General features: G+C 66.3%; 23 protein-coding genes and 1 pseudogene. 12 read left to right on the top strand and 12 right to left on the bottom strand.

Translation table 11 applies throughout. The features are described from left to right. Window positions 1-3: 3 nt before the first annotated feature. Window positions 4-918 (bottom strand): hypothetical protein, encoded by a 915-nt coding sequence (locus ACZ3HL_RS37775; protein WP_465536293.1) that lies wholly within the window; start codon window positions 916-918, stop codon window positions 4-6. 229 nt (window positions 919-1147) lie between these two features. On the opposite strand from ACZ3HL_RS37775, the gene ACZ3HL_RS37780 reads away from it, so the two are divergent. Next, the gene (locus ACZ3HL_RS37780) at window positions 1148-1837 is read left to right on the top strand and encodes a hypothetical protein (protein WP_465536295.1); all 690 of its coding nucleotides are present in this window, start codon (window positions 1148-1150) and stop codon (window positions 1835-1837) included. 210 nt (window positions 1838-2047) lie between these two features. Beyond that, window positions 2048-2185: a hypothetical protein gene (locus ACZ3HL_RS37785; RefSeq protein WP_465536296.1), complete on the top strand. Its 138-nt coding sequence runs from the start codon at window positions 2048-2050 to the stop codon at window positions 2183-2185. 137 nt (window positions 2186-2322) lie between these two features. Here ACZ3HL_RS37785 and ACZ3HL_RS37790 read toward each other — a convergent pair whose 3' ends face one another. Beyond that, a complete protein-coding gene (locus tag ACZ3HL_RS37790) occupies window positions 2323-3198 on the bottom strand; it encodes an AbiV family abortive infection protein (protein WP_465536298.1) in 876 nt (291 codons plus the stop codon). A gap of 156 nt (window positions 3199-3354) precedes the next feature. On the opposite strand from ACZ3HL_RS37790, the gene ACZ3HL_RS37795 reads away from it, so the two are divergent. Beyond that, the gene (locus ACZ3HL_RS37795; RefSeq protein WP_465536300.1) at window positions 3355-3720 is read left to right on the top strand and encodes an SLOG family protein; all 366 of its coding nucleotides are present in this window, start codon (window positions 3355-3357) and stop codon (window positions 3718-3720) included. 31 nt (window positions 3721-3751) lie between these two features. Here the strand turns inward: ACZ3HL_RS37795 and ACZ3HL_RS37800 are convergent, their stop codons facing one another. Further along, the gene (locus tag ACZ3HL_RS37800) at window positions 3752-4921 is read right to left on the bottom strand and encodes a tyrosine-type recombinase/integrase (RefSeq protein WP_465536302.1); all 1170 of its coding nucleotides are present in this window, start codon (window positions 4919-4921) and stop codon (window positions 3752-3754) included. A 373-nt stretch (window positions 4922-5294) separates the two neighbouring features. After that, the gene (locus ACZ3HL_RS37805; protein WP_465536304.1) at window positions 5295-5510 is read right to left on the bottom strand and encodes a hypothetical protein; all 216 of its coding nucleotides are present in this window, start codon (window positions 5508-5510) and stop codon (window positions 5295-5297) included. A 604-nt stretch (window positions 5511-6114) separates the two neighbouring features. Between ACZ3HL_RS37805 and ACZ3HL_RS37810 the strand changes: the two genes are divergently transcribed. From ACZ3HL_RS37810 to ACZ3HL_RS37830, 5 genes are all read left to right on the top strand, one after another. Then, on the top strand, window positions 6115-6321 hold the full coding sequence (locus ACZ3HL_RS37810) for a hypothetical protein (RefSeq protein ID WP_465536306.1): 207 nt from the start codon (window positions 6115-6117) through the stop codon (window positions 6319-6321). Further along, a complete protein-coding gene (locus ACZ3HL_RS37815) occupies window positions 6318-6719 on the top strand; it encodes a hypothetical protein (RefSeq protein ID WP_465536308.1) in 402 nt (133 codons plus the stop codon). Before ACZ3HL_RS37810 ends, ACZ3HL_RS37815 begins: the two co-directional genes overlap by 4 nt. A 325-nt stretch (window positions 6720-7044) precedes the next feature. Further along, complete coding sequence (locus tag ACZ3HL_RS37820) at window positions 7045-7212, top strand: hypothetical protein (RefSeq protein ID WP_465536310.1); 168 nt, start codon at window positions 7045-7047, stop codon at window positions 7210-7212. Between the two features lies 1 nt (window position 7213). Beyond that, on the top strand, window positions 7214-7672 hold the full coding sequence (locus ACZ3HL_RS37825; RefSeq protein WP_465536312.1) for a DUF6247 family protein: 459 nt from the start codon (window positions 7214-7216) through the stop codon (window positions 7670-7672). A 197-nt stretch (window positions 7673-7869) separates the two neighbouring features. After that, window positions 7870-8259, top strand: coding sequence for a hypothetical protein (locus ACZ3HL_RS37830; RefSeq protein ID WP_465536313.1), 390 nt, complete (start codon window positions 7870-7872; stop codon window positions 8257-8259). Between the two features lie 499 nt (window positions 8260-8758). On the opposite strand, the gene ACZ3HL_RS37835 is transcribed toward ACZ3HL_RS37830, so the two are convergent. The 6 genes from ACZ3HL_RS37835 to ACZ3HL_RS37860 all read right to left on the bottom strand — a co-directional run bounded on the left by ACZ3HL_RS37835 (window position 8759) and on the right by ACZ3HL_RS37860 (window position 12769). Then, entirely contained in the window at window positions 8759-9277 is a 519-nt protein-coding gene (locus ACZ3HL_RS37835) for an NUDIX domain-containing protein (protein ID WP_465536315.1), read from the bottom strand. A gap of 427 nt (window positions 9278-9704) precedes the next feature. After that, on the bottom strand, window positions 9705-10232 hold the full coding sequence (locus ACZ3HL_RS37840) for a suppressor of fused domain protein (protein ID WP_465536317.1): 528 nt from the start codon (window positions 10230-10232) through the stop codon (window positions 9705-9707). Next, the gene (locus tag ACZ3HL_RS37845) at window positions 10229-10657 is read right to left on the bottom strand and encodes an ankyrin repeat domain-containing protein (RefSeq protein WP_465536319.1); all 429 of its coding nucleotides are present in this window, start codon (window positions 10655-10657) and stop codon (window positions 10229-10231) included. The genes ACZ3HL_RS37840 and ACZ3HL_RS37845 overlap by 4 nt, the downstream gene beginning before the upstream one ends. Window positions 10658-10685: 28 nt before the next feature. Then, a complete protein-coding gene (locus ACZ3HL_RS37850) occupies window positions 10686-11993 on the bottom strand; it encodes a putative T7SS-secreted protein (RefSeq protein WP_465536320.1) in 1308 nt (435 codons plus the stop codon). Further along, window positions 11990-12310, bottom strand: a complete 321-nt coding sequence (locus tag ACZ3HL_RS37855) for a hypothetical protein (protein ID WP_465536322.1) — start codon at window positions 12308-12310, stop codon at window positions 11990-11992. The genes ACZ3HL_RS37850 and ACZ3HL_RS37855 overlap by 4 nt, the downstream gene beginning before the upstream one ends. Window positions 12311-12382: 72 nt before the next feature. Next, on the bottom strand, window positions 12383-12769 hold the full coding sequence (locus ACZ3HL_RS37860) for an SseB family protein (RefSeq protein WP_465536324.1): 387 nt from the start codon (window positions 12767-12769) through the stop codon (window positions 12383-12385). A 495-nt stretch (window positions 12770-13264) separates the two neighbouring features. Between ACZ3HL_RS37860 and ACZ3HL_RS37865 the strand changes: the two genes are divergently transcribed. The 3 genes and pseudogenes from ACZ3HL_RS37865 to ACZ3HL_RS37875 all read left to right on the top strand — a co-directional run. Further along, complete coding sequence (locus ACZ3HL_RS37865) at window positions 13265-13597, top strand: hypothetical protein (RefSeq protein WP_465536325.1); 333 nt, start codon at window positions 13265-13267, stop codon at window positions 13595-13597. 447 nt (window positions 13598-14044) lie between these two features. Then, window positions 14045-15340, top strand: coding sequence for an IS256 family transposase (locus ACZ3HL_RS37870; RefSeq protein WP_465536327.1), 1296 nt, complete (start codon window positions 14045-14047; stop codon window positions 15338-15340). After that, window positions 15309-15449 (top strand): annotated as a pseudogene (locus ACZ3HL_RS37875) (NUDIX hydrolase); the annotation flags it as partial. The gene ACZ3HL_RS37870 and the pseudogene ACZ3HL_RS37875, both read left to right, overlap by 32 nt. A gap of 128 nt (window positions 15450-15577) precedes the next feature. Here ACZ3HL_RS37875 and ACZ3HL_RS37880 read toward each other — a convergent pair. Together ACZ3HL_RS37880 and ACZ3HL_RS37885 are read right to left on the bottom strand one after the other, a co-directional pair. Continuing rightward, complete coding sequence (locus tag ACZ3HL_RS37880) at window positions 15578-16456, bottom strand: phosphotransferase (RefSeq protein ID WP_465536329.1); 879 nt, start codon at window positions 16454-16456, stop codon at window positions 15578-15580. Next, the gene (locus ACZ3HL_RS37885; protein WP_465536330.1) at window positions 16449-17744 is read right to left on the bottom strand and encodes a helix-turn-helix domain-containing protein; all 1296 of its coding nucleotides are present in this window, start codon (window positions 17742-17744) and stop codon (window positions 16449-16451) included. The genes ACZ3HL_RS37880 and ACZ3HL_RS37885 overlap by 8 nt, the downstream gene beginning before the upstream one ends. A 311-nt stretch (window positions 17745-18055) precedes the next feature. On the opposite strand from ACZ3HL_RS37885, the gene ACZ3HL_RS37890 reads away from it, so the two are divergent. After that, window positions 18056-18517: a hypothetical protein gene (locus ACZ3HL_RS37890; protein WP_465536332.1), complete on the top strand. Its 462-nt coding sequence runs from the start codon at window positions 18056-18058 to the stop codon at window positions 18515-18517. The last annotated feature ends 43 nt before the right edge of the window (window positions 18518-18560 follow it).

An 18560-nucleotide genomic window follows, 5' to 3' on the forward strand; every position in this document is an offset into this window, starting at 1 on the left:
CGGTCAGCGCTGGGTTGGGTCGGCGTCCGGACGACCAAGCGCCTGCCGGGCATCCGGGATCATCTGGCGCAGCACGGTTTCCACCTGCTGACAGGTCGTCTCGAAAGTTCGCAGGCCCCGGCCGTAGAAGGTGCCCAGCGACCGCCCGGCGGTGAGGACGACGGCGGCCACGTCGGCGGCAAGTTCGAGGTGCTTGTCCTCGAAGTTCGCGGTCGAGAGGTACATCCCGGTGTTGTCGTCGCGCAGACGCAGCGCGGTCCACGGGGAAACGGCCCAGGAGGCGTGATGGGCGATCCCGCTCCACCACCGGTAGAGCCGTCGGCCGGGGTCGCCGAGGCTGCTGGAGATCGCGCTGGCGGTGTAGAAGGTCTTCACCTGGCCGTCCAGGACCACGCCGAGGTCGTTGTGGCGGCCGTACTCCCGGACTTCGAAGCCTGCGGCTTCGATGGTCTGGCGGACCTCGTCCACCGAACCGGGGCCGCCCGGGGCGGGGCCAAGGTCGCTCTTGCTGCCTTCGTTCGCCGACCAGATCTGGAACTGAGCACAGCGGCGAAGCCGTTCGGTTTTGTCCGGCGCCAGCGACCAACTCGCCAACGCTGCGGCTTCCAGCAGCGAGCGGGCAGCAGGGAAGGAAGACAACCCGGGCCACCCGCGGGGATCAACGCCGGCGGCGGTCATGGCGTACGGCGGATACGCCAATGCCAACAGGCGCAAGTGGTGCGAGACAGAAACGGCCGCGTTGCTCGCGGCAATCGTGGCGATGTTCAGCAGGATGTGGACCTCGTCGGGGTCCGCGTCCGTGGCACCCGTAGCCAGCCACGGTGCCGACTTGTCGCAGTTCTCGTCTCGGAGCAGAACAGACCAGGCGTCCCGCAGCCGTCCGTACGCGTCCGTGAGGAAGTCCAGCGTGGAGGTCATGACGGGGCTCCTTCTCCGGCAGCCGTCGTCCTGGCCCGTCGATCGGCGACCCAGTCGCGAGCAACAGCATCGTCAGTCATGCCACGTATTGAACCCTGAGTAGCCGTCCAACGCCCCCGAGTTCCGGAGCGCCAACTCCTTGCTCCTTTGAAGTAGCAGAAGCTACGGTGGTGCTACTTCAAAGGAGCACGTCGAGCGTTGGCGGTGCTTCTCGACGAAAGGGGTCGACATGGTCGCCCAGTCAGCCAGGTTGACGACCGACACGTGCATGGGGAACGTCATCGAGTTGCTGAAGTTCGCCCAGACCAAATCCGACCCGGAGAAGCGGGCCGAGATCATCACGCGGGCGCAGCACTTCCTGGCGTGGGGTCTGCGTTCGGCGATGGCGGAGTGCCAGGAGGCGGGTGCGGCCTGGCGCACTCTCGGCCCGGCCATCGGCATGCCCCACAACGTGCTCTACCGGCAGTACCGGGCCGGTGGCCCGGTCGTCGCGGCAGAGCCGCGGTACACCCCGGAGATCCAGGTTGCCCGCGGGTTCCGGACCGTCGGCGATGTCGATGACCGCTGGCGGGTGATCAGCGAGGACGACGCGGCGGATCCGAACTTGGAGTCGGCGACGTTCTACTTCGACCCGGTGGTCACCGAGGGCCGCCCGCACCCATTCGCCAAGCAACAGCTCGAGTTCAAGTACGCGACCTGGCCGGCGAAAGCGCTGGAGGCGCTAGGCCGTGGTCGCCCCTACCCGCTCTGGAACCCCGAGCTGGGGCGCCGGCCGATCCACATGACCGAAGCCGTGTTCGACGAGCTGTTCGGCCCGTCCGACGTGTCCGGCCCCGAGCGGGCGCGATGGGAACGAGAAGCTGCTCGCCTCGCGCGGCTGCGCGAGGAGGTCGGCCAGCGCCAGACTTCAGGACACTGAGGCTGCGGAGCCGCGGTGGCTGGCCGCCGACGTGGGAGCAGATCATCAACCCGGGCGACTAAACTCGGGTCGTGACCATCAGAACTCAGCCCTGTTGGTCACGATTTCGTCTCGGCGGCCTCGGAAATACTGTCAAACCACCGCTGTCTCCCGCCAAGACCTGAGGGGCCCCCAAGTTCGGGTGGGCCTCACCGGTTCTAGGAGACCATCGTGTCGGCTGACCTCGTGCCAGTCCTCATCCCGGCGGCAGCGACCGTCATCATCGCTGTGATCACGGCGGTCGAGAAGATCGTCATCGCCTGGATCAGGCGCCGCAAGGACGAGGGCGGTGACAACGAGAACGAGTGAGCTAAGGGAGTTGGCCGGGTTGGGTCTCCCAGCCCGGCCAGCAGATCAGCACGACACGTCAAACCGGTTTGGCTGCGAGAAGGCGGTGATCCGCGGGTGTTCCTCGCCAGGATCGAACGCTGCGATTGACCACCACCTCAGGAGCGATCCTCTGAGGTGCCGTCGTCGCCGAAGTCGCTGGTGAGGCCGATTTCTTCAGCAAGCCGCATCAGCTCGCGCGTTTCGGCTTCGTAGCCGGGTTTCCCGAGGTTCGCGAAGGGGTCGCTCCCAGGCTCGCGGAGACGCAAGCGGTAAGCGTCGTTGTTCAGCGGGGTTGCTTCCGTGCCCCGGCGCATGTTGTCGATCATCTCCGTGACCACCGATTCATCAACGTCGGGTGCTCTGCCGAAGATGTCCCTCATCCGCTCGATCTCCTCCTCGGTGGCCGGCGGAACCGCTGCAGCCATCTCTTCCTGCTGCTTGGCGACGATGTGCTCGCCCAAGCGCAGTTGCCATCCGATTTGGTGGACATGGCCGATCACCTCTCGGAGCGAGTCCTCATCGGACACATCGCCTGGGGTGAGCACGCCTTTCTCTGCGTCGATATCGACGTAGAACCCACGCTGTTTGAGCGTGTTGTGGTTGCGTGCCCACTCGTCGATCTCTCCGAGCCAGGCGCGGTTCTCCTCCGGGTCGGCGGGCTCTGTGCCGAACCAATACGGCTCCTGGACAAGAAAGTCGTGCACCAGCTTCAGCTTCTGATTGTGGTCAGCCCAGAAGGTTCCCAGCGCGGCGTTGACGAACGGCTCGCCTTCCGGCGCGCGGGCCATGTCGACTCGCCGCTGGTGGATGGCGATCGCCTTGCCTGACTCCTCGAGGCCGAGGATGGCCAGCGACCGCGCAAGGCCGACGTGGCCTTGGTCAAGGACCGCGAGCGCCGAAGTGAGCAAACGGTCAGCGTTCGCCAACAACTCGTCCTGCAGACGCACCACCTGCGGCGCAGTCAAGGACGGGAGCGCGTTCTTTCGTGCCATAGCCCTAGTCTGCATGCCGGTGCCGCGCCGAGCCCAGCTCGTCGTCCCGAAGACGGTCGGTCCAGGTCAGCCGGCGCATCGAGCCCGCACTGGCCGTCATCGGGTCATGAGCGTGAAGTAGCTTGGCAGCAACGAATCCGGAAGGTCTTCGAAGACATGGCGTTGCGTATCTTGGTCACCGGTTCTCGGACCTGGGCCGATCGGGCGATGATCCGCGCGGCGCTGGCCGAGGTGTGGAACCCGGACTCGGTGCTGGTGTCGGGCGCGTGCCCGACCGGCGCCGACGCGCTCTGCGAGACGTGTTGGGGCCAGTGGGGCGGGACGATCGAACGTCACCCGGCGGACTGGGATCAGTTCGGCAAGCGAGCAGGGTTCGTGCGAAACGCGGAGATGGTGAAGGCCGGAGCGGACCTGTGCCTGGCCTTCATCCGGGACAACTCGGCCGGCGCGAGCATGACCGCCCAGCTCGCGCAGGACGCCGGAATCGAGACCAGGATCTTCCGCTCCGCGATCACGACGTGACCGCGGAGCGGCGCTGATCACTGCCGCCGATTCACGTTCGCGATGAGCTCACGGTTGGCCGCCCGCGCAGCGCCAAGTTCCGGATCACGCTCCTCCAACGGCCAGTCAGCTCGACAACCTGCTGTTCCAGGACCGTGATCCGCTGCTGCAGCTCGTCGATGTCGCTCGGTGCGCCGAGCCCGGACTCGCGCCAGGCCTGCTCGCCGAGCGCCTCGGAAAGCCGCCGACCCATGTGCGGCGTGATCGCGCGGGCCAGGCCCGCCCGCGTGCACAAACTCTCGAACAGCTCGTTGAGCGCGTCCGGCGTCACCGGCGAGCCCAGCGGCTCGTGGAACAGGTTGACCAGCAGAAAATCGCTGGCCGAGGCCGCCGGGCACTCGGCCCGCTCCAGCACGTAGTGGTCGATCGCCCGCACCACCAGGAAATCCACTGGCATCGCCCGCGTGTAGCGCGACTTCGCCCAGGCGCCGTTGTCGTTCTCGCGGCGCACGACTTGCAGGTGCGCGCCCTCGACGTCGCAGCCCAGCGACGTGCTGTCCGCCAGCAAGTGCAGGTCGGCGCACCGCAGTCCGGTGACCTCGCCGCGGCGGAGACCGACCCTGGCCAGCAACAACACGATCAGCCGGTCCCGCGCCGACAAGCACGCCTGGAACAGCGCGACGACCTCGGCGTCCGTGGCGCGGTCGACCGCGGTCTCCGGCTCCTGCAGCTGGTGCCGGGCCCGCAGTCGATGCGCCAGCCCCGGCGCCTCGCCCTGCGCGGCGAGCGGCAGATCCCGGCTGTCGGCCAGCTCGTAGAGCACGCCGAGAATCCACTGTGGCGCCTCGCCGCTGACCACCGCGAACGACAGGAACCCGCGCGTCGCGACCAGAATCCGGTTGATCCGCCTCGCGCCCCGCGCCGGCTTCGCGCCCGGACCGGGCACCACGACGCCGGCTTCACCGTTTGGAGTGAACTTCAGCCAGGTCATGAACAAGCCCATGTACGGAGCCGCCGTCGTCCAGTCACGACCGGTCCGGCCACACCACCGCAGGTAGAGCGCCACGCCGCCGGCGTAGGACTTCACCGTCGACTCGGCCCGGTCCCGCCCGAACCGCAACTCCCGCAGATACCGATCAGCGATCGGCACCACCACCAGATCCTCGTCGAGAACCGTCCAATACCGGCTGCCCGACGGCATCTGCACCTTGAACGTACGCACGTGCGCCCTCTGCTCCTTCTTGATCAACAACAAGAAGCCGCAGAGCTACATCCCCAGAGAACTGCTGCAGAACCCCCTGATCAACAGATCAGCGCAACGTCACACCAAACCCCCGAGAACCCAAGAGAATGACTCCGGGCGAGAACACCATTGTCCGGGTCGCCTTAGCCACCGATCCCGAAGCCGCAGAACGCGCTGTCAGCGGGCGCGTCGAACTGGCGCTCCCGGACGCCAAATCCGAGAACCCTGACTAGCTGCCCAAGCTGCAGGGACCATGGCCTGTCAGGCCCAAGGTCGTATGGTGACACCGGCTCCCACGTGCCAGCACGCCGACGTCGTGGTGAATCCGCAGTCGCGGGCTGGAACCTGCAGGCTATATCGGCTCGAAGATGACGGTAAGCCCATAGTCGTTCTCATCAGTACGCGCATGGAAGTCGTAGGTCACGGCGCGGATGATCACGTTCTCGTGCTCGGCGAGCCATTCGGCGACCGCAGCGAACAATGCCTGGTCGGTAGACCCGATGAACTCGATCGCTTTGAAGTCGCTGGCGTACAGGTCGGTCGTTATCGCAACCTCGGATGTCATCACCGGAAAAGCATTTCAGGCCAGGCGAGGTCACGATCGAGCGATGGCCCAGGGCTGGCCGCCGTGACTTCGCGTGACTGGTCCTCGGGTAACTCGGCTCGTGGCAGGGAACCCGACCTTCTCGACGAATCCATGCCAGGGCTGCAGGCTCGACGAGGCTGATCAGGTAACCGACCTACCGCCGTAATCGATGGTCGAGCCGCGCGGCGCTGTGCCCATGACAACGAACGTATCGACGGCAACCACGTTGGAACCGCCTCGCCGCGGGTCTTGCCCACTGCATGTGTGCCGCCATGACCGGGTCAACCGGCTGGCGGCGGTCGCTCGAACCAGCCACGACAGGGTGGCCGCACCCGAGGCGGCTCGGTCGAACCCACTGGCGGGATGGGGGGCGCTACCACGTGGGCATCCCGCAGGCTGCACTGGTGACAGCGCAGGGCTCCGTTCACCCGGTCAATTTCCGTTGTGCAGGTGACCCGATCGTGTCCCTGCGTCCTCTGCGACGCTGTGTCTCGTGACGGATGCCAAACCCGCTGAAGATGCACAGTTGTGGACACTCTCGATCCTTCGGCTGTGCGCTGATGTCGATCCGCGGACCCCGGAAGGTATGGAGACGGTCGACGAATTCATCGCGGATGTCCACGACCGTTTCCCCGAAGGGGCGCTCCACCACCTGACAGCCGCACTCGTCTCGGTCTCCCACACGCTCCTGACCGAACTCTCGGCGCTGACCGGCCAGACCTCTCACGGCCTGATCGATCAACTCGCCCTCGCCTACCACCCCGACTTCGACCAGCCGAAGGAGACGTCGTGAATAACATCAGCCGGTTGCCGGACACGCGAACCCCCTGGGACCCGGTCGCGCACGCCGCACCGGGCGCGAGATTCGTGACCCCCGAGCAGTTCCTCGACGGCTTGCCCGACACGGTGCGGATGAGCATGGTGAAGTCCGCCGTCGCCGACGCACTCGCGGCCGCAGCCGACGCCGACGGCGTCCTGCTGAACTTCGACATGACCGAGTTCTACCGCGTCCATGTCGCGAACGTGTTCAACCGGGACCTGGCCGCGGACGAGGAGAAGACCACCCTCGTCTACGACACCTTCACCGCGTGCGCGCTGATGGACTGCCTGAACGACCTGGGCCTCCGGGACGGCCTCTTGGGTCACCGCGGGAACGGCGACAGCGTCGATTACCGACTCACCCTGCCCTGACCTCCGAACCCCTTCCCCAGTGACACGGGGAGCGCTAGCCGTCGGGGTTGTCCCGCAGGTGACCGATCTTGACCTCGAACATCGGTGCGTCGCCCCCCAGTGCCGCACCGAAGCAGTGGAAAGTGCCTTCTCCGGGGTCCCGCCAGTATGAAGTGGACTATGGGAGGGAGCACCAGCAGCTCAGGGGCCATATTGGTGAGGCGTAGCGATCACCACAGGTGTTGCGCAAAGTGATCCAACATGACCAAATCCAAGCCCGTCGGGCGGGGTGATTGGTCGTGCAGTCGGCGCCAAGCAGCACTGTCCCGCGCATTACGATGCAGCTGTGGATCACCGCGAACTCGGTACCTGGTTCGAGGACCAGCTGATGGCAATTTCTCTTGAGAAGCACGCCGATCCAGGGCTCCGCGGGCGTATGGAAGCGGCTGGCGTCAAAACGAACGGCAAGTGCAAAGTCGTGGTGGTTGGTCATTCTCCGGCGCCGGCGGTGTGACGTGGATGGTCTTCTACCGCGCCTGATCTGCAACGGGCTGATCGAGGAGGAGCGCCTCGCGTTCGAGCGGCGCTATCGCCGCGAGATGCAGTTGGCTGCCGAGACGCTGGACCTTACGCCCGTGTGGGATTTGCTGAGCGCATGGCAACGGATCGTCGAGTTGACGGAGCGGGACGGTGCCGAGCAACGGCGGCAAGTTCTGCAACGTGCGGCGGCGATCTGGCGGGATCCGGACAACATCGACCGCCGCCGCGTGCACGACGTCGCGCATCTGCTAGCCGAGAGGATGAACGACACCCAGCTGCGGCAAGTTGAGGAGAACCGCGTGCGGCTGCGTCGCCAGTTCGAGGCCGGGGAGCCGCTGACCGACTCTGCGGGAAACCCGATCGGGCAATCGGAGCCGTATTGTCTGGTGCCGCTCGACGAGCTCGTCTTCAATGAGGGTGACCCGAAAGGCTGAGTTTGCGCCGGGTTGGGTTACTGATGCTGCGTGTCTGCTCGACAACGGTGGCAGTGTCCGGTCGTCTTCGCCCTATGGGTAAAGGAAACAGGCTGAAGAAGCAACGTCGTGAACACGCAGCTCCGGTGATCGTGCAGAGGCCGCTGCCGGTTCAGCGGCGGCTTGAGCACGTAGATTCGTCGGAGGGATCGAACCCCGTGGCTGCACTGCGGGCGCTGTTGGAAGACCGCAGCGGCTGGCTTGAACAGGCACCGGACTGGGTCGTGGCGCAGATGTGGTTTGAGCGACCGTCGTCGCTGATCGGGGGTGATCGGGACGATGCGTACGGCATTTTGCCGACCACTCTGCTCGTCTGTGCGCGAACTGTCGACAGAGAAGGCGTTCTCCGGGATTTCGAGATCCATGTGGAAATGGCCGGGCGTAGTGGAGGCGCATGCGCCGTCCACCAGTCCCCAAAGACCAGGACGTTCACGCTCGATGACGTCGGCTTGGCAGACCTAGCCAAGGAGCTTGACGCTATCGAACAACACACGGCGAGCGCCCCGGACATGCTCGCATGCGCCGACGGCCCTGGTCCTTGCCAGTAGAGCCAGGGCCGCCGCGAGTCACCAGCGCTTGTTCAGCTTCGCGATGAGTTCTCGGTTCGTGGTTCGCGGGGCCGCCAGTTCCTGGTCGCAATCCTCGAGTTGGCCTCGCAGGGCCAACGACCTGTTGCTCAAGGTCGGTGATCCGCTACTGCAACTAGTCGAGGTCGGCGGGAGCGCCGAGCCCGGACTCCCGCCAGGCGTGTGCTCGCCGAGCAGTTCGGAGAGCCTGGCTCGGGGCGTGTCCCCTCGCTGCATCCCCTTTTCCGGGCACTGGCGGCATGCTGGTGCGCCCGGACCACTCTCGGCGAGAGTTCGGCGAAGGCGGGCTGGCGTGCACGTCGCTCACGCCCGGTCATGGACTGGCCCCTGGCAGCGAGGTGGAGGTACTACCAGGGGACCAGATTCTTGGAGATCGTCGACCGGACCGAACCCGTTACGGTTGTACCGTTGACGTCGTTCTGGCGCGGGCTACGTGCGGCGAACCCACTTTCGGCGCAGATCAACACGGTCCATCCGCGGCGAGCGGGTCGAAGCCGTCTTCAAGATAGAACGACGTTCCTGTGCGCTGGGCCTCGATGCAGCACAGGAGGCGACGGGCCAGCTGAGGACGAAGCAGGTCCGCGGCCTCGCCGGGGGTACAGAACTTCGAGGCCTTCACCTCTCGATCCGCCGGCCGTAACGTGGCGATTTGGTCGTCGGATAGGACACCGCCGTCGAACACGTGGTTCGCTAGGGCTGGGCGGCCATCCGGTTGCGGCGGCACCCAGTCTTCGACGAGCAGCCGGCCGATCCACAGCGTGATGCCGAGTTCCTCTTCGACTTCGCGGCGAGCGCACACCCGTGGTGACTCGCCTGCGTTGAGCGCGCCACCCGGGATTTCGTAGGCATCGTCGGTCTGGTAGTTAGTTTCGACGAGCAGCACGCGGCCGGAAGCGTCACGGCACAGGACACCACCGCTACCGATCAGTGCCGGGAGCGTGGCGTAGTACTCCGTCGGCGGCAGCCATCCCTGGTTCATGCCGGGTAACGTTACGGAGCCCGGTACGGCGTGTTTGCCTTACGTTCTCAAAGTTTCATCACTTCTGAGCTGTCAAACCTGACGATCGGCCGACGAGATGTTCGTGCGGCGCATTGCCCGGGCTGCGCCCCTGGTTCCCGCGGCGACTTCTCGGCCAAGCAGATCCAGCATCCCCTGCTCGGCCAGCAAGTCAGGTAGGCGCGCGGCAGCGTAGTGGTCGCCGTTGTCGGCGCGTTGGCGTAGTGACTCTAGTTCGTGCCGAGCCGGGGTTGTCGGTCGGGGTGATGTCGTTCATGTGGTGTTCCTGTCTGGGCTGCGTGGACAGGTGTTCAGGCCTGGTGTCTGGTGTTCGAGTACATGCGCAGTCGTCGCTGGAGGCGTCGGAGTGCCGCCGGCGGGGATTTCCGTAGGCGGGTCCCCAGGGGTTTCAGGTGGTCGAGGTCCGCTGGATGTTCAGCAGGGGCGGGTCGGTGTCCTCGAGGTGGTCGAGCAGCGCGTCGACGCTGGTACGGGTGGATCGGGCGACCTCGCTGCTGGTGAGCGGAATCAAGGTCATCAGCTCGACCAGGACCTTCCGGTCGGCGCCGAAGATCACGTCGAAGTCGTCGAGGTAGGGGTGGCCGCCGACAAGGACGCCGGTGATGTCGGTGTCGGCGAGCAGCGGTCGGTCGTTGCGGATCACCTGGTTGTTGACGACGCCGCGGTGGTGCTCCTGGACGATCTTCAGGGTCGTTTCCACCAGGTAGAGCGCCGCGCCGTCCTGGCCGTGCTCGACGGAGCACACGAGTTCCTGCGGGTACACCGCGGTGATGGGCTGGCTGGACAGGCCGTGGGTCGCGAAGGAGACGAAGTCGGGGCGTTCGTGCCGCCAGATCTCGACACCGTCGACCTCGGTCTCCCGCGTCCCGTGGCCGAGGTAGCGGGTGAGGTGGTCGTCGAGGGCCAGCTCGGTCATGGTTGCAGCAACTCCGTGAGGTCGGCGGGAAATCCGTACTGGCCCTTGGTGATCTCGACCGGGGTGTGGCCGTTGGTCTCGGTCGCGGTCTTGTCCGCGCCATGGTCGAGCAGGAGTTTGATCATCGCGCCGTCGGGCGCTTTGCGCCATCGGATGACCGCGAGGTGCAGCGGCGTGGCACCCGGGGTGTAGACGGCCTGGATGTCCGCGCCGGCGTCGAGCAGCACGCGTGCGGCGTCGACCTTGCCCTCTTGGACCGCGAAGTGCAGGGGTGTGTACTGGCTGCGGTTTTCGGTGAGGTTCACGTCGACGCCGTCGGCCAGGCGACGCTCAATGGCGGCGATGTCGCCTTTCTGTGCCGCGTAATGGAGTTCGTCGCGTCCTTCGCGGTCCGGGTTGATCATCACACCTCGTTTCCGTTGCATCGGATGCTACCTGGCCTGGATCCCCGGTTTACGGTGGTAGTTCGTATTTGTGGCCGTGGTTGGCCTCGGGTGTTTCGAGGCGGTAGCGGCCGGACTCGTTCTGGTCCTCGATGACTTTCTCGCGGGAGTAGCCGCCCACTTCGGCTTCGGCTTTGTAGCGCCACCATTCCGAGCCTGGCTGGTGCCCGAATTCGTATTTTCCCGGCTCGGGGACGGTCATGCCGGCGGGGTCGGGTTTGCCGGTGTCGGGGTCGATTTTGACGAGACTGCCGTCGGGGTTGTGCGCGGCGGGGATCCGTTCGCGAGAGGCCTGGCACACGAAATCGCCGGAGCCGTCCGGCTGCCGCTCGGCGTCCCGGTAGATCTCTCGTTTGGTGGATTGGCGGAGCTTGACCCGGTTCCGCGTCGGTTCGTACACCGGCCGCGGCGCCGGGCCACCGGTGCCGTCGTGGCCGCCGGACGATGGACCGTCGCCATCGTGGTGGCGGCCGAGGCCGTCCTTGATGAGTTTCCCTGCGCCGAAGGTGGCGGCGGCGATGACCATGTCGCCGGTGATCTTCCCCAGTGCCCGGTCGCCGCGGCCGGCGGCCCAGTCGTCCCAGGCGATCATCGATTTCAGCGTGTCGACGGGATGGGTGAGGTTATGGGCCATCGCGGCGACCGTGCCGCCCGGGTCGCTGATCGCTCCCCACAGTCCTTCGAGAACGCCCTGGGCGCTGTCGACCATCCCGCCGTAGAAGTTCGCGTCCGCCTGCTTCCGCGAGTCCTGCGGCGCCAGCACCGCCTCGGCCTTCAGCGCCTCGGCGCACCGGTTCCCTTCCCCCAGCAGCTGCTGGCGTGCCCGGTGGAGCATGTCGCTGGCCGCCTGCCGTGTCGCGCAACCAGGGTCGGTGAAGGGTGGCGGCTGCACGACGGTCGGGTCGCCACGCTCGATATTCGCCCGGTTCTGCGCGTCGGCCTGGGCGCAGGCGCGGCCGTGGGCCTCGACCGCGCGCTGAGTCTCGGCCTCACCCTGCTTCCACTGGGCGATCGCCTCCGTGGCCTGGGCCTGTGCCCATGCCAGGCAGTTGGCGAGGTCGGTCAGCGCGAGCGCGGCGTTGTCCAGCGAGTCGCCCGCGTTGCCCCAGCGCGGCACTTCGGTCTGGTGATCGTCATGGAACTGGTTCGACGCCGGTCCCTGCCATGCCCCCGTGTCGATCCGTTTGAGCGCATCACCCACCTCGAGCGCGTCCCGTGCTCGCTCGTGCAGCACACGGGCGTTCTCGAACACCGCGTCCGGGTCCCCCGGCACCAGCGCTTTCGGATCATCGGTCTGTCCCAGCTCCGCGACCATCATCGGCCGCTCCCGACACGGGGCGGTGCGCTGACCGAGCCGAGGCCGGGGTCGTTTTTCAGGGCGGCGAGGTTGGTGTGCTCGACCGCGCGGTAGGCCTTCGCCGCCGCGCCCAGCAGGCCCCCGAGATCGCGAGCGCGATCCGCCAGCGCGTCCAGCCCGACACTCCACCGCGCGCAGAACTCCGCCAACGCGGCATGAACTCCTTCATGCCCATATAGCGGCGGTTCACCACACAGGCCGCGCAGCTCGAACCCCTCCTGATCGCTCACGACCTCGCCCATGCCTTTCGACGCGCTTTCCAGCGCGTCGAGCTCCACGTGAAAACCCGGACCGTCCACCCCTCGCGTTCCCTCCTGTGATGCCACCGGCTCGCATTGGCCGGACGCGTGTCAGTCCAGTGCTTGCCTAGCCCACAACCGGGCTACGAAATCCGCAGGAGCCACCTTTGATAGCACTGGAAAACGGTGCACGTCGTCGGGATCGACCATTACCGCAACCCCTTCGGGCACTAATTCCATAAAATCGTCGCCCGTCGTGGACAAGTAGTCACATTCCCCTGCGTGGACCGCGAGCCGCTCCGGGGACGAGAACACCACCGTCCACCGTCCCCGGTCGCCCAATTCGGTCACCAGCAACGCCGTCCTCCGCGGACGTTGCGCGAACACCGTCGCGGCCGCGAAGACCTCGAGGAAGTCGGATGGGCCTCGCTGACCGGCCTTGATCTGACGGGCCACGGTCACGAGACGCGACTCAGCTCTCCCCCGGTCACGATCCACGCACGAGACCGTACTAGGAGTGAGTATCTAAGATCAACCCGCCCTGCCGGCTGCTACATTTCGACGAATGGGGGCTGTCTCGACCACAGCGGCCGACAATGGCGGCGCAGCGTACGTCCGGCACGGGACGATGATGCCTAACCGTCGTTACCTTAGTAGTATTGCGTGAAGGGTGACACAATGGCGTTTACGCTGATGCAAACTGCGCTCGTCAGCGCCGGTACAGCGGCAGCGGTGACCATGGCTCGAATATTCTGCCAAGCCGCGCCTCGAAGCCAGGAAAGATCGTGTCGTCGAGTCCATGAGGTTGCGCCGACAAATGGAAGTACGACTCCTCTCGCTTCTCTACGACCTCAAGTACCTGTTCGGTTTGACGATGGCCAACCTAGCGTGGCTGATGGGCGCTCAGAATCTGGATGACATGAGCGAGGAGTGCGGCAGACTCTACGTCGAGTTCGGCAAGTTCAGCGAAATCTCCCCAAATGGCAGACGCAGGTGATCGGCGGGTACTTGATGCAGCCGTCGTCCACCCTCATCGCGCTGCAATACCACGTGTTCATGTACAAGCAGACCGGAATTGTCTACCAGCTGATCAAGGACGACAAGGTGTCCAAAGTCGGCACCGCCGACCATGTCAATATGCTTGTCGAAGACATTTACGAGTGCTTGGCTGGCGCCTACTCAGCCTTGGTTCTTCGACCAGGGCGACCGATACGATACGTCCGACAGATGCGCCGACTTGAAAAGCCCCGCCAACAGCTGGCCGCGAAGTACACACATGCCGACGCCACCGAGACAACCACCTCAACAGGTTCCTCCGGCTCTTAAGGCCACACCCGACCCCACGAATGGCTAAAACGGATCCGTGAAGACATCGTCCAACGCGCCGACATTCGCGATCCTGGCAAACTCGGATGGCCGCACATCCCGGATGACCGAACATCGCTGCCCCAACTACGCACTCGACGCCAGAGGACACAACGGTCGCAGTGCCGATGATGCCGGCGACCGGGCCGGCTCCGCGCTCCCCACGGCCTCCCGCCTAGTCCAACAACCTATTTGCGCGCCGAAGGAATCCCCATGCCGACCCCCACGGAACTCCGTATCGGTGCCCGGGTTCTACTGCTCGACAATCTGCATCGCACCCCTCCTCCTTCACGCCTGCGATCCCGACGATCCCGCTCATCGCTGGGGGGACTCCCGGGACTGTTCCAAGATCAGTGTTTCCGGCCCGACACGCCGGGCTGAGGTCCGGCGGGATGGGCACTGTGAGTGATGACATCGGACCTTGTGAGTCCACGCAAGAGTGAGTCCAAGCCGGCGCGTGAGCTGTCGCCGGAGCAGGCTGCTGCGGCGGCGATGGTGGCTGAGGCGAAGGCGCGGGGGTTGGCGTTGACCGGCCCGGATGGCCTGCTGAAGCTGTTCACCAAGAATGTGCTGGAAACCGCGCTGAACGAGGAGATGACTGAGCACCTCGGGCATGAGAAGAACCAGGCCGAGCCGGGCCGCGAGTCGACGAATGTCCGGAACGGTACTCGGCCTAAAACGGTGGTTTCGGATGCCGCGGGCGAGGTCGGCATCAACGTTCCTCGGGATCGGGAAAGCACGTTCGAGCCGCAGATCGTGAAGAAGCGGCAACGGCGGCTTACCGAGGTGGATGAGATCGTGTTGTCGTTGTATGCGAAGGGAATGACGACCGGGGACATTTCGGCACATTTCGCCGAGATCTACGGATCCTCGGTCAGCAAGGAAACGGTCTCGCGGATCACCGACAAGGTCGTCGCCGAGATGCAGGACTGGGCCGGACGGCCGCTCGACGCGGTATACGTGGCCGTGTTCATCGACGCGATTCACGTCAAGGTCCGCGACGGGCAGGTCGCCAACAGGCCTGTCTACGCCGCTATCGGCGTCACCGTGGACGGGCGGAAGGACGTGCTCGGACTGTGGATGGGCGTCGGCGGTGACGGCGCGAAGTTCTGGATGAGCGTGCTGATCGATCTGAAGAACCGCGGCGTCCGGGACGTGTTCTTCCTCGTCTGCGACGGCCTCAAGGGACTGCCGGAAGTCGTGACGAACGTGTGGCCGCAAACCATCGTCCAAACGTGCATCGTGCATTTGATTCGCAACACCTTCCGGCTCGCTTCTCGTCGGGATTGGGACGAGGTGAAACGAGACATCAAACCCATCTACACGGCCCCCAATCCTGACGTCGCGATGGCCGCACTGGATGAACTCGAAGAGAAATGGGGTGCGAAATATCGAGGGATGATTCGACTGTGGCGTAACGCCTGGGACGAGTTCGTGCCGTTCCTCGACTACGACATCGAGATCAGGCGCATGATCTGCTCCACCAACGCGATCGAATCATTGAACGCCCGCTACCGGCGGGCGATTCGCGCGCGAGGACACTTCCCGACCGAGCAGGCCGCGATGAAGTGCCTGTACCTTGTGACCCGCAGCCTGGACCCGACCGGGGCAGGCCGCGCCCGATGGACGATGCGCTGGAAGCCCGTGATCAACGCCTTCGCCATCACATTCGGTGACCGCTGGCCGGGAGCCGAAACCTACTGATCAACAACGCCGGAAACACCGATCACGGGATAGACCCGGACTCCCCGGCGGTGGGGTCGAGGATGGCGAGACTCTCCACGAGGCCGCCTGTCGTGAAGTCACCGAAGAGTCCGGCATCGTCCTCAGCGGTCGACCGCGTTCGACCGCGTTCGACGTGATGATGATCTTGTCGTCGCCGGTGCCGGCGGCTGGACGCTATGCGGAGGTGACGGTGAGGTCAGCCATGGGTGTCGCCGCTCAGGCGGCGCGCCAGCTGGAGTTGTCGCGGCGGCGCAGTGACGCGATCCGGATGTCGAGTTCGGTCGCTGCGGTGGTGTCGCCGTGCTGGGCCCGTCGGATGAAGGAGCCGAGGGTGTGCATGTCGCGCAGACCGGTGAGGGTGGGCAGGCCGGGCCAGTCGCGGGGGTCGTGGCCGTAGGCGGTGGTGAAGGCGTCGAGTTCGGCGGTGCTGCGGCCGAACCGGATTCCGCCCTGCAGGGTGGGCGCGAGGTCGAGTTCGCGGGGGCCATAGGCGGGTTCGTCCCAGTCGCCGAGCAGGACTGTGTCGCCGTCCCAGAGGGTGTTGCCGGGGTAGGCGTCGCCGTGGAGCATTCCGATGCCGAGCGGGAAGTCCAGTGCGGTGTAGTCGGCGAGCAGGCGGTGACGCTCCTCGATCAGCCACGTCCGGTCGCGTTCCGGCAGCGCGGTCGCTGAGGCGACCAGGTCCGCGAACTGCTGCAGCGGGGCGGCCGCGGGCAGGTCGACGGGTGGCGTGGGCAGAGAGTGCAGGTGCCGGAGCAGGTGCCCGAGATGCCCTGCTCCGGGTGCCGGGCGCTGGGCCTGGTCGTAGTGCTTCCAGAAGGTGACGACCAACTCGCCTGTCTCGATCGGCTGGGTGACGTTGGCCGGTTCCGAACAGGGGAATCCGTGTGCGCGGAGCCAGCGTGTCAGCCGCACGGCGCGGTCGGCGCGGCCGCAGGTGGCGATCGGCGCGACCTTCGCCACGAGGTCCTGGCCCGTGGTGTGCAGGCGGTAGACGGCGGTGGCGTGCCGCCGGAGCGGGATCGCGGTGGCGGCGTCGAGGCCCGCTTCGCGGCAGGCGTGGAGCAGGGCGTCAGTGTCCGGGAGATCAGGCACCGGCTGATGGTAGTGCGCGCGGCACTGATCCTGCGGTGGCGAGGTAGCCCGCGAGACGGTCGTCGAGCTGTGCGGCGTCATGGTGGCCTCGCAAGGTCAGGGTCCGCGTGTCGGCGCGTACGAGCCGGACGGCGTTGTCGATCTGCTCGATGCGCAGCTGAGGGTGCAGGGTGAGGACGGGTTCGACCGCCTCGAGTGCGCCGGTGATGTTGTCCTGGAAGAGGCGGGCGCGGGTCACGTCGAGCCGGGCGAGTGCCTCGTCCCCGTAGGAGCGGTCTTGCGGGGCACCAGTCTCGTAGTCCTCGATCGCCTGCAGCGCGCAGGTCTCGGCGTGTTCGTAGTCGCCGAGGAGAGTGAGAGCACCGCCGCGGTAGTAGGTCAGTTTCGTCTCGGGGAATCCCAGCAGTCCCCCGAACCGCACCACCTCGTCGCCGTCGTCGCCGGCCGCGGGGTTCAGGTCGGCCAGGCGGGCGAGTGCGTCCCGCGCGGCGGGAGCATCGCCGGCGCGGGCCGCTGATCGTGCGGTGATCGCGAGGAGACGGCGGCGCGATTCGAGGCTCGCCGGGTGCTGCAGGCCCGCGTGTGCGCGGCGTGCGGCCTCATCGGGGCGGGAGGACCATTCGAGCATCAGGGCCGCCGATCCGAGGCCCCAGGCGCGCAGCGCGTCGCTGTCGGCCACGGTCGCGAAGGTGCTCGCCGCCCGCAGCTGCCGGAGCGCTGATTTCAGGTCGCCGGAGTTCTGGCTCGCGTGGGCCAGCAACAGGCACAGGACGCCGCTGAGGACCGTGATCTCTTGCGCGTCGCCTGGCCGGTGCGGTGTGCGGGTGATCGCCGCCAGCGTCTTCTGCGCCTCCCGCAGGTCGGCGACCACGTCCGCCAAAGGTGTGTGGACGTAGGCGACAGCGATCCGGCAGAGCTCGTCCCGCAGATACGTCAGTTGCTCGGCGGACGAAGCGAGCCGCATGGCCTCGTCCGCCATCGTCATCGACTGGGCCGCCGCGTCCTGGATCTGGGCGCCGACGTCCGGGCCGTCGGCACTCACCACCGGTGTGTCGGTTCCGCCGGCCACCGTGGACCAGAACCGGGTCTGCACCTCCGAGCTGGCGCGCTCCAGGGCGATCGAGAGCAATTCCTGCGCTTCCAGTCCCGGACTCGCCGGGGAACCCGGCGCGCTCCAATGGCCGACGGTACTGCGGCTGAGGCCGAGCAGATCGGCGAAGTCGGCGAGCTTGAGGTTCAGCGCGGACCTCAACGCCATCGCCGAATGCGCGGTCCAATGGAACACCATTCATGCCCTCCCCTGGTCCGCTCCACTGTGCACAGACCGCCAGTGGAAATGCAACCGCGCTGCACCGGTGCGTGCAGCGTGCTGCACCTGACTGCACCGGCAATGGGTTCCCCGAGGTAATTGCCCGAGGCACGCTCGCAACACGGCACCACCATTAAACCGGTACCGCCCAACACCCACGGCGACGTCGGCGAGCATCACCGCCGATCGAGAAATGTTTGCACCGACTAGAGGAAATCGTGATTCCAGCGGAGACAGATGCCCGCCTCATCGTGGCGATTGTTCACCAGGACTGTGTTCTGCAATGGACAGTGACCCCACCTTTTCGCACCCCGGTGTGGGAACTGCCCTCGCTCGAGCACGTCCCCGAGGAATCGATCGCGAACGCGATCACTTGGCTGCTGTCGGATTGGGGCCTGACCGGGACGGGAATCCGCCACCTCGGCGCCACCAGCCAGAGAACCACCGACGACGCCGACCAGGCCGGGACGCTCGTGATGGTCACGACCACCACTCCCCTCGATCTGCGTCTCCGGGCGCCGGGAGTCCGCGGCGTCCGATGGCGCCACCTGCGCGACAGCCCACCGGATGCCCCCAGCGCCGTCGACCGCATCCTCGCGGCGGTCCCGATTCCCGGCACCGCCCCACACCCACCTGGTCTCGACGACCTCACAACCTCTCGGGCCGCACGCCGCACCCCGACCGTGGGCGCCTCCACAGCCGACAGACCGCCGTCCCGCCCCCTGCCAGGTGCTCCGCGCCGCGCGCCGTGACCACAACGCTGACCGGAACTTCCCCAAGCCCGGCCAGCACCGG

The sequence above is a fragment of the Amycolatopsis sp. NPDC000009 genome (genome assembly GCF_055563465.1).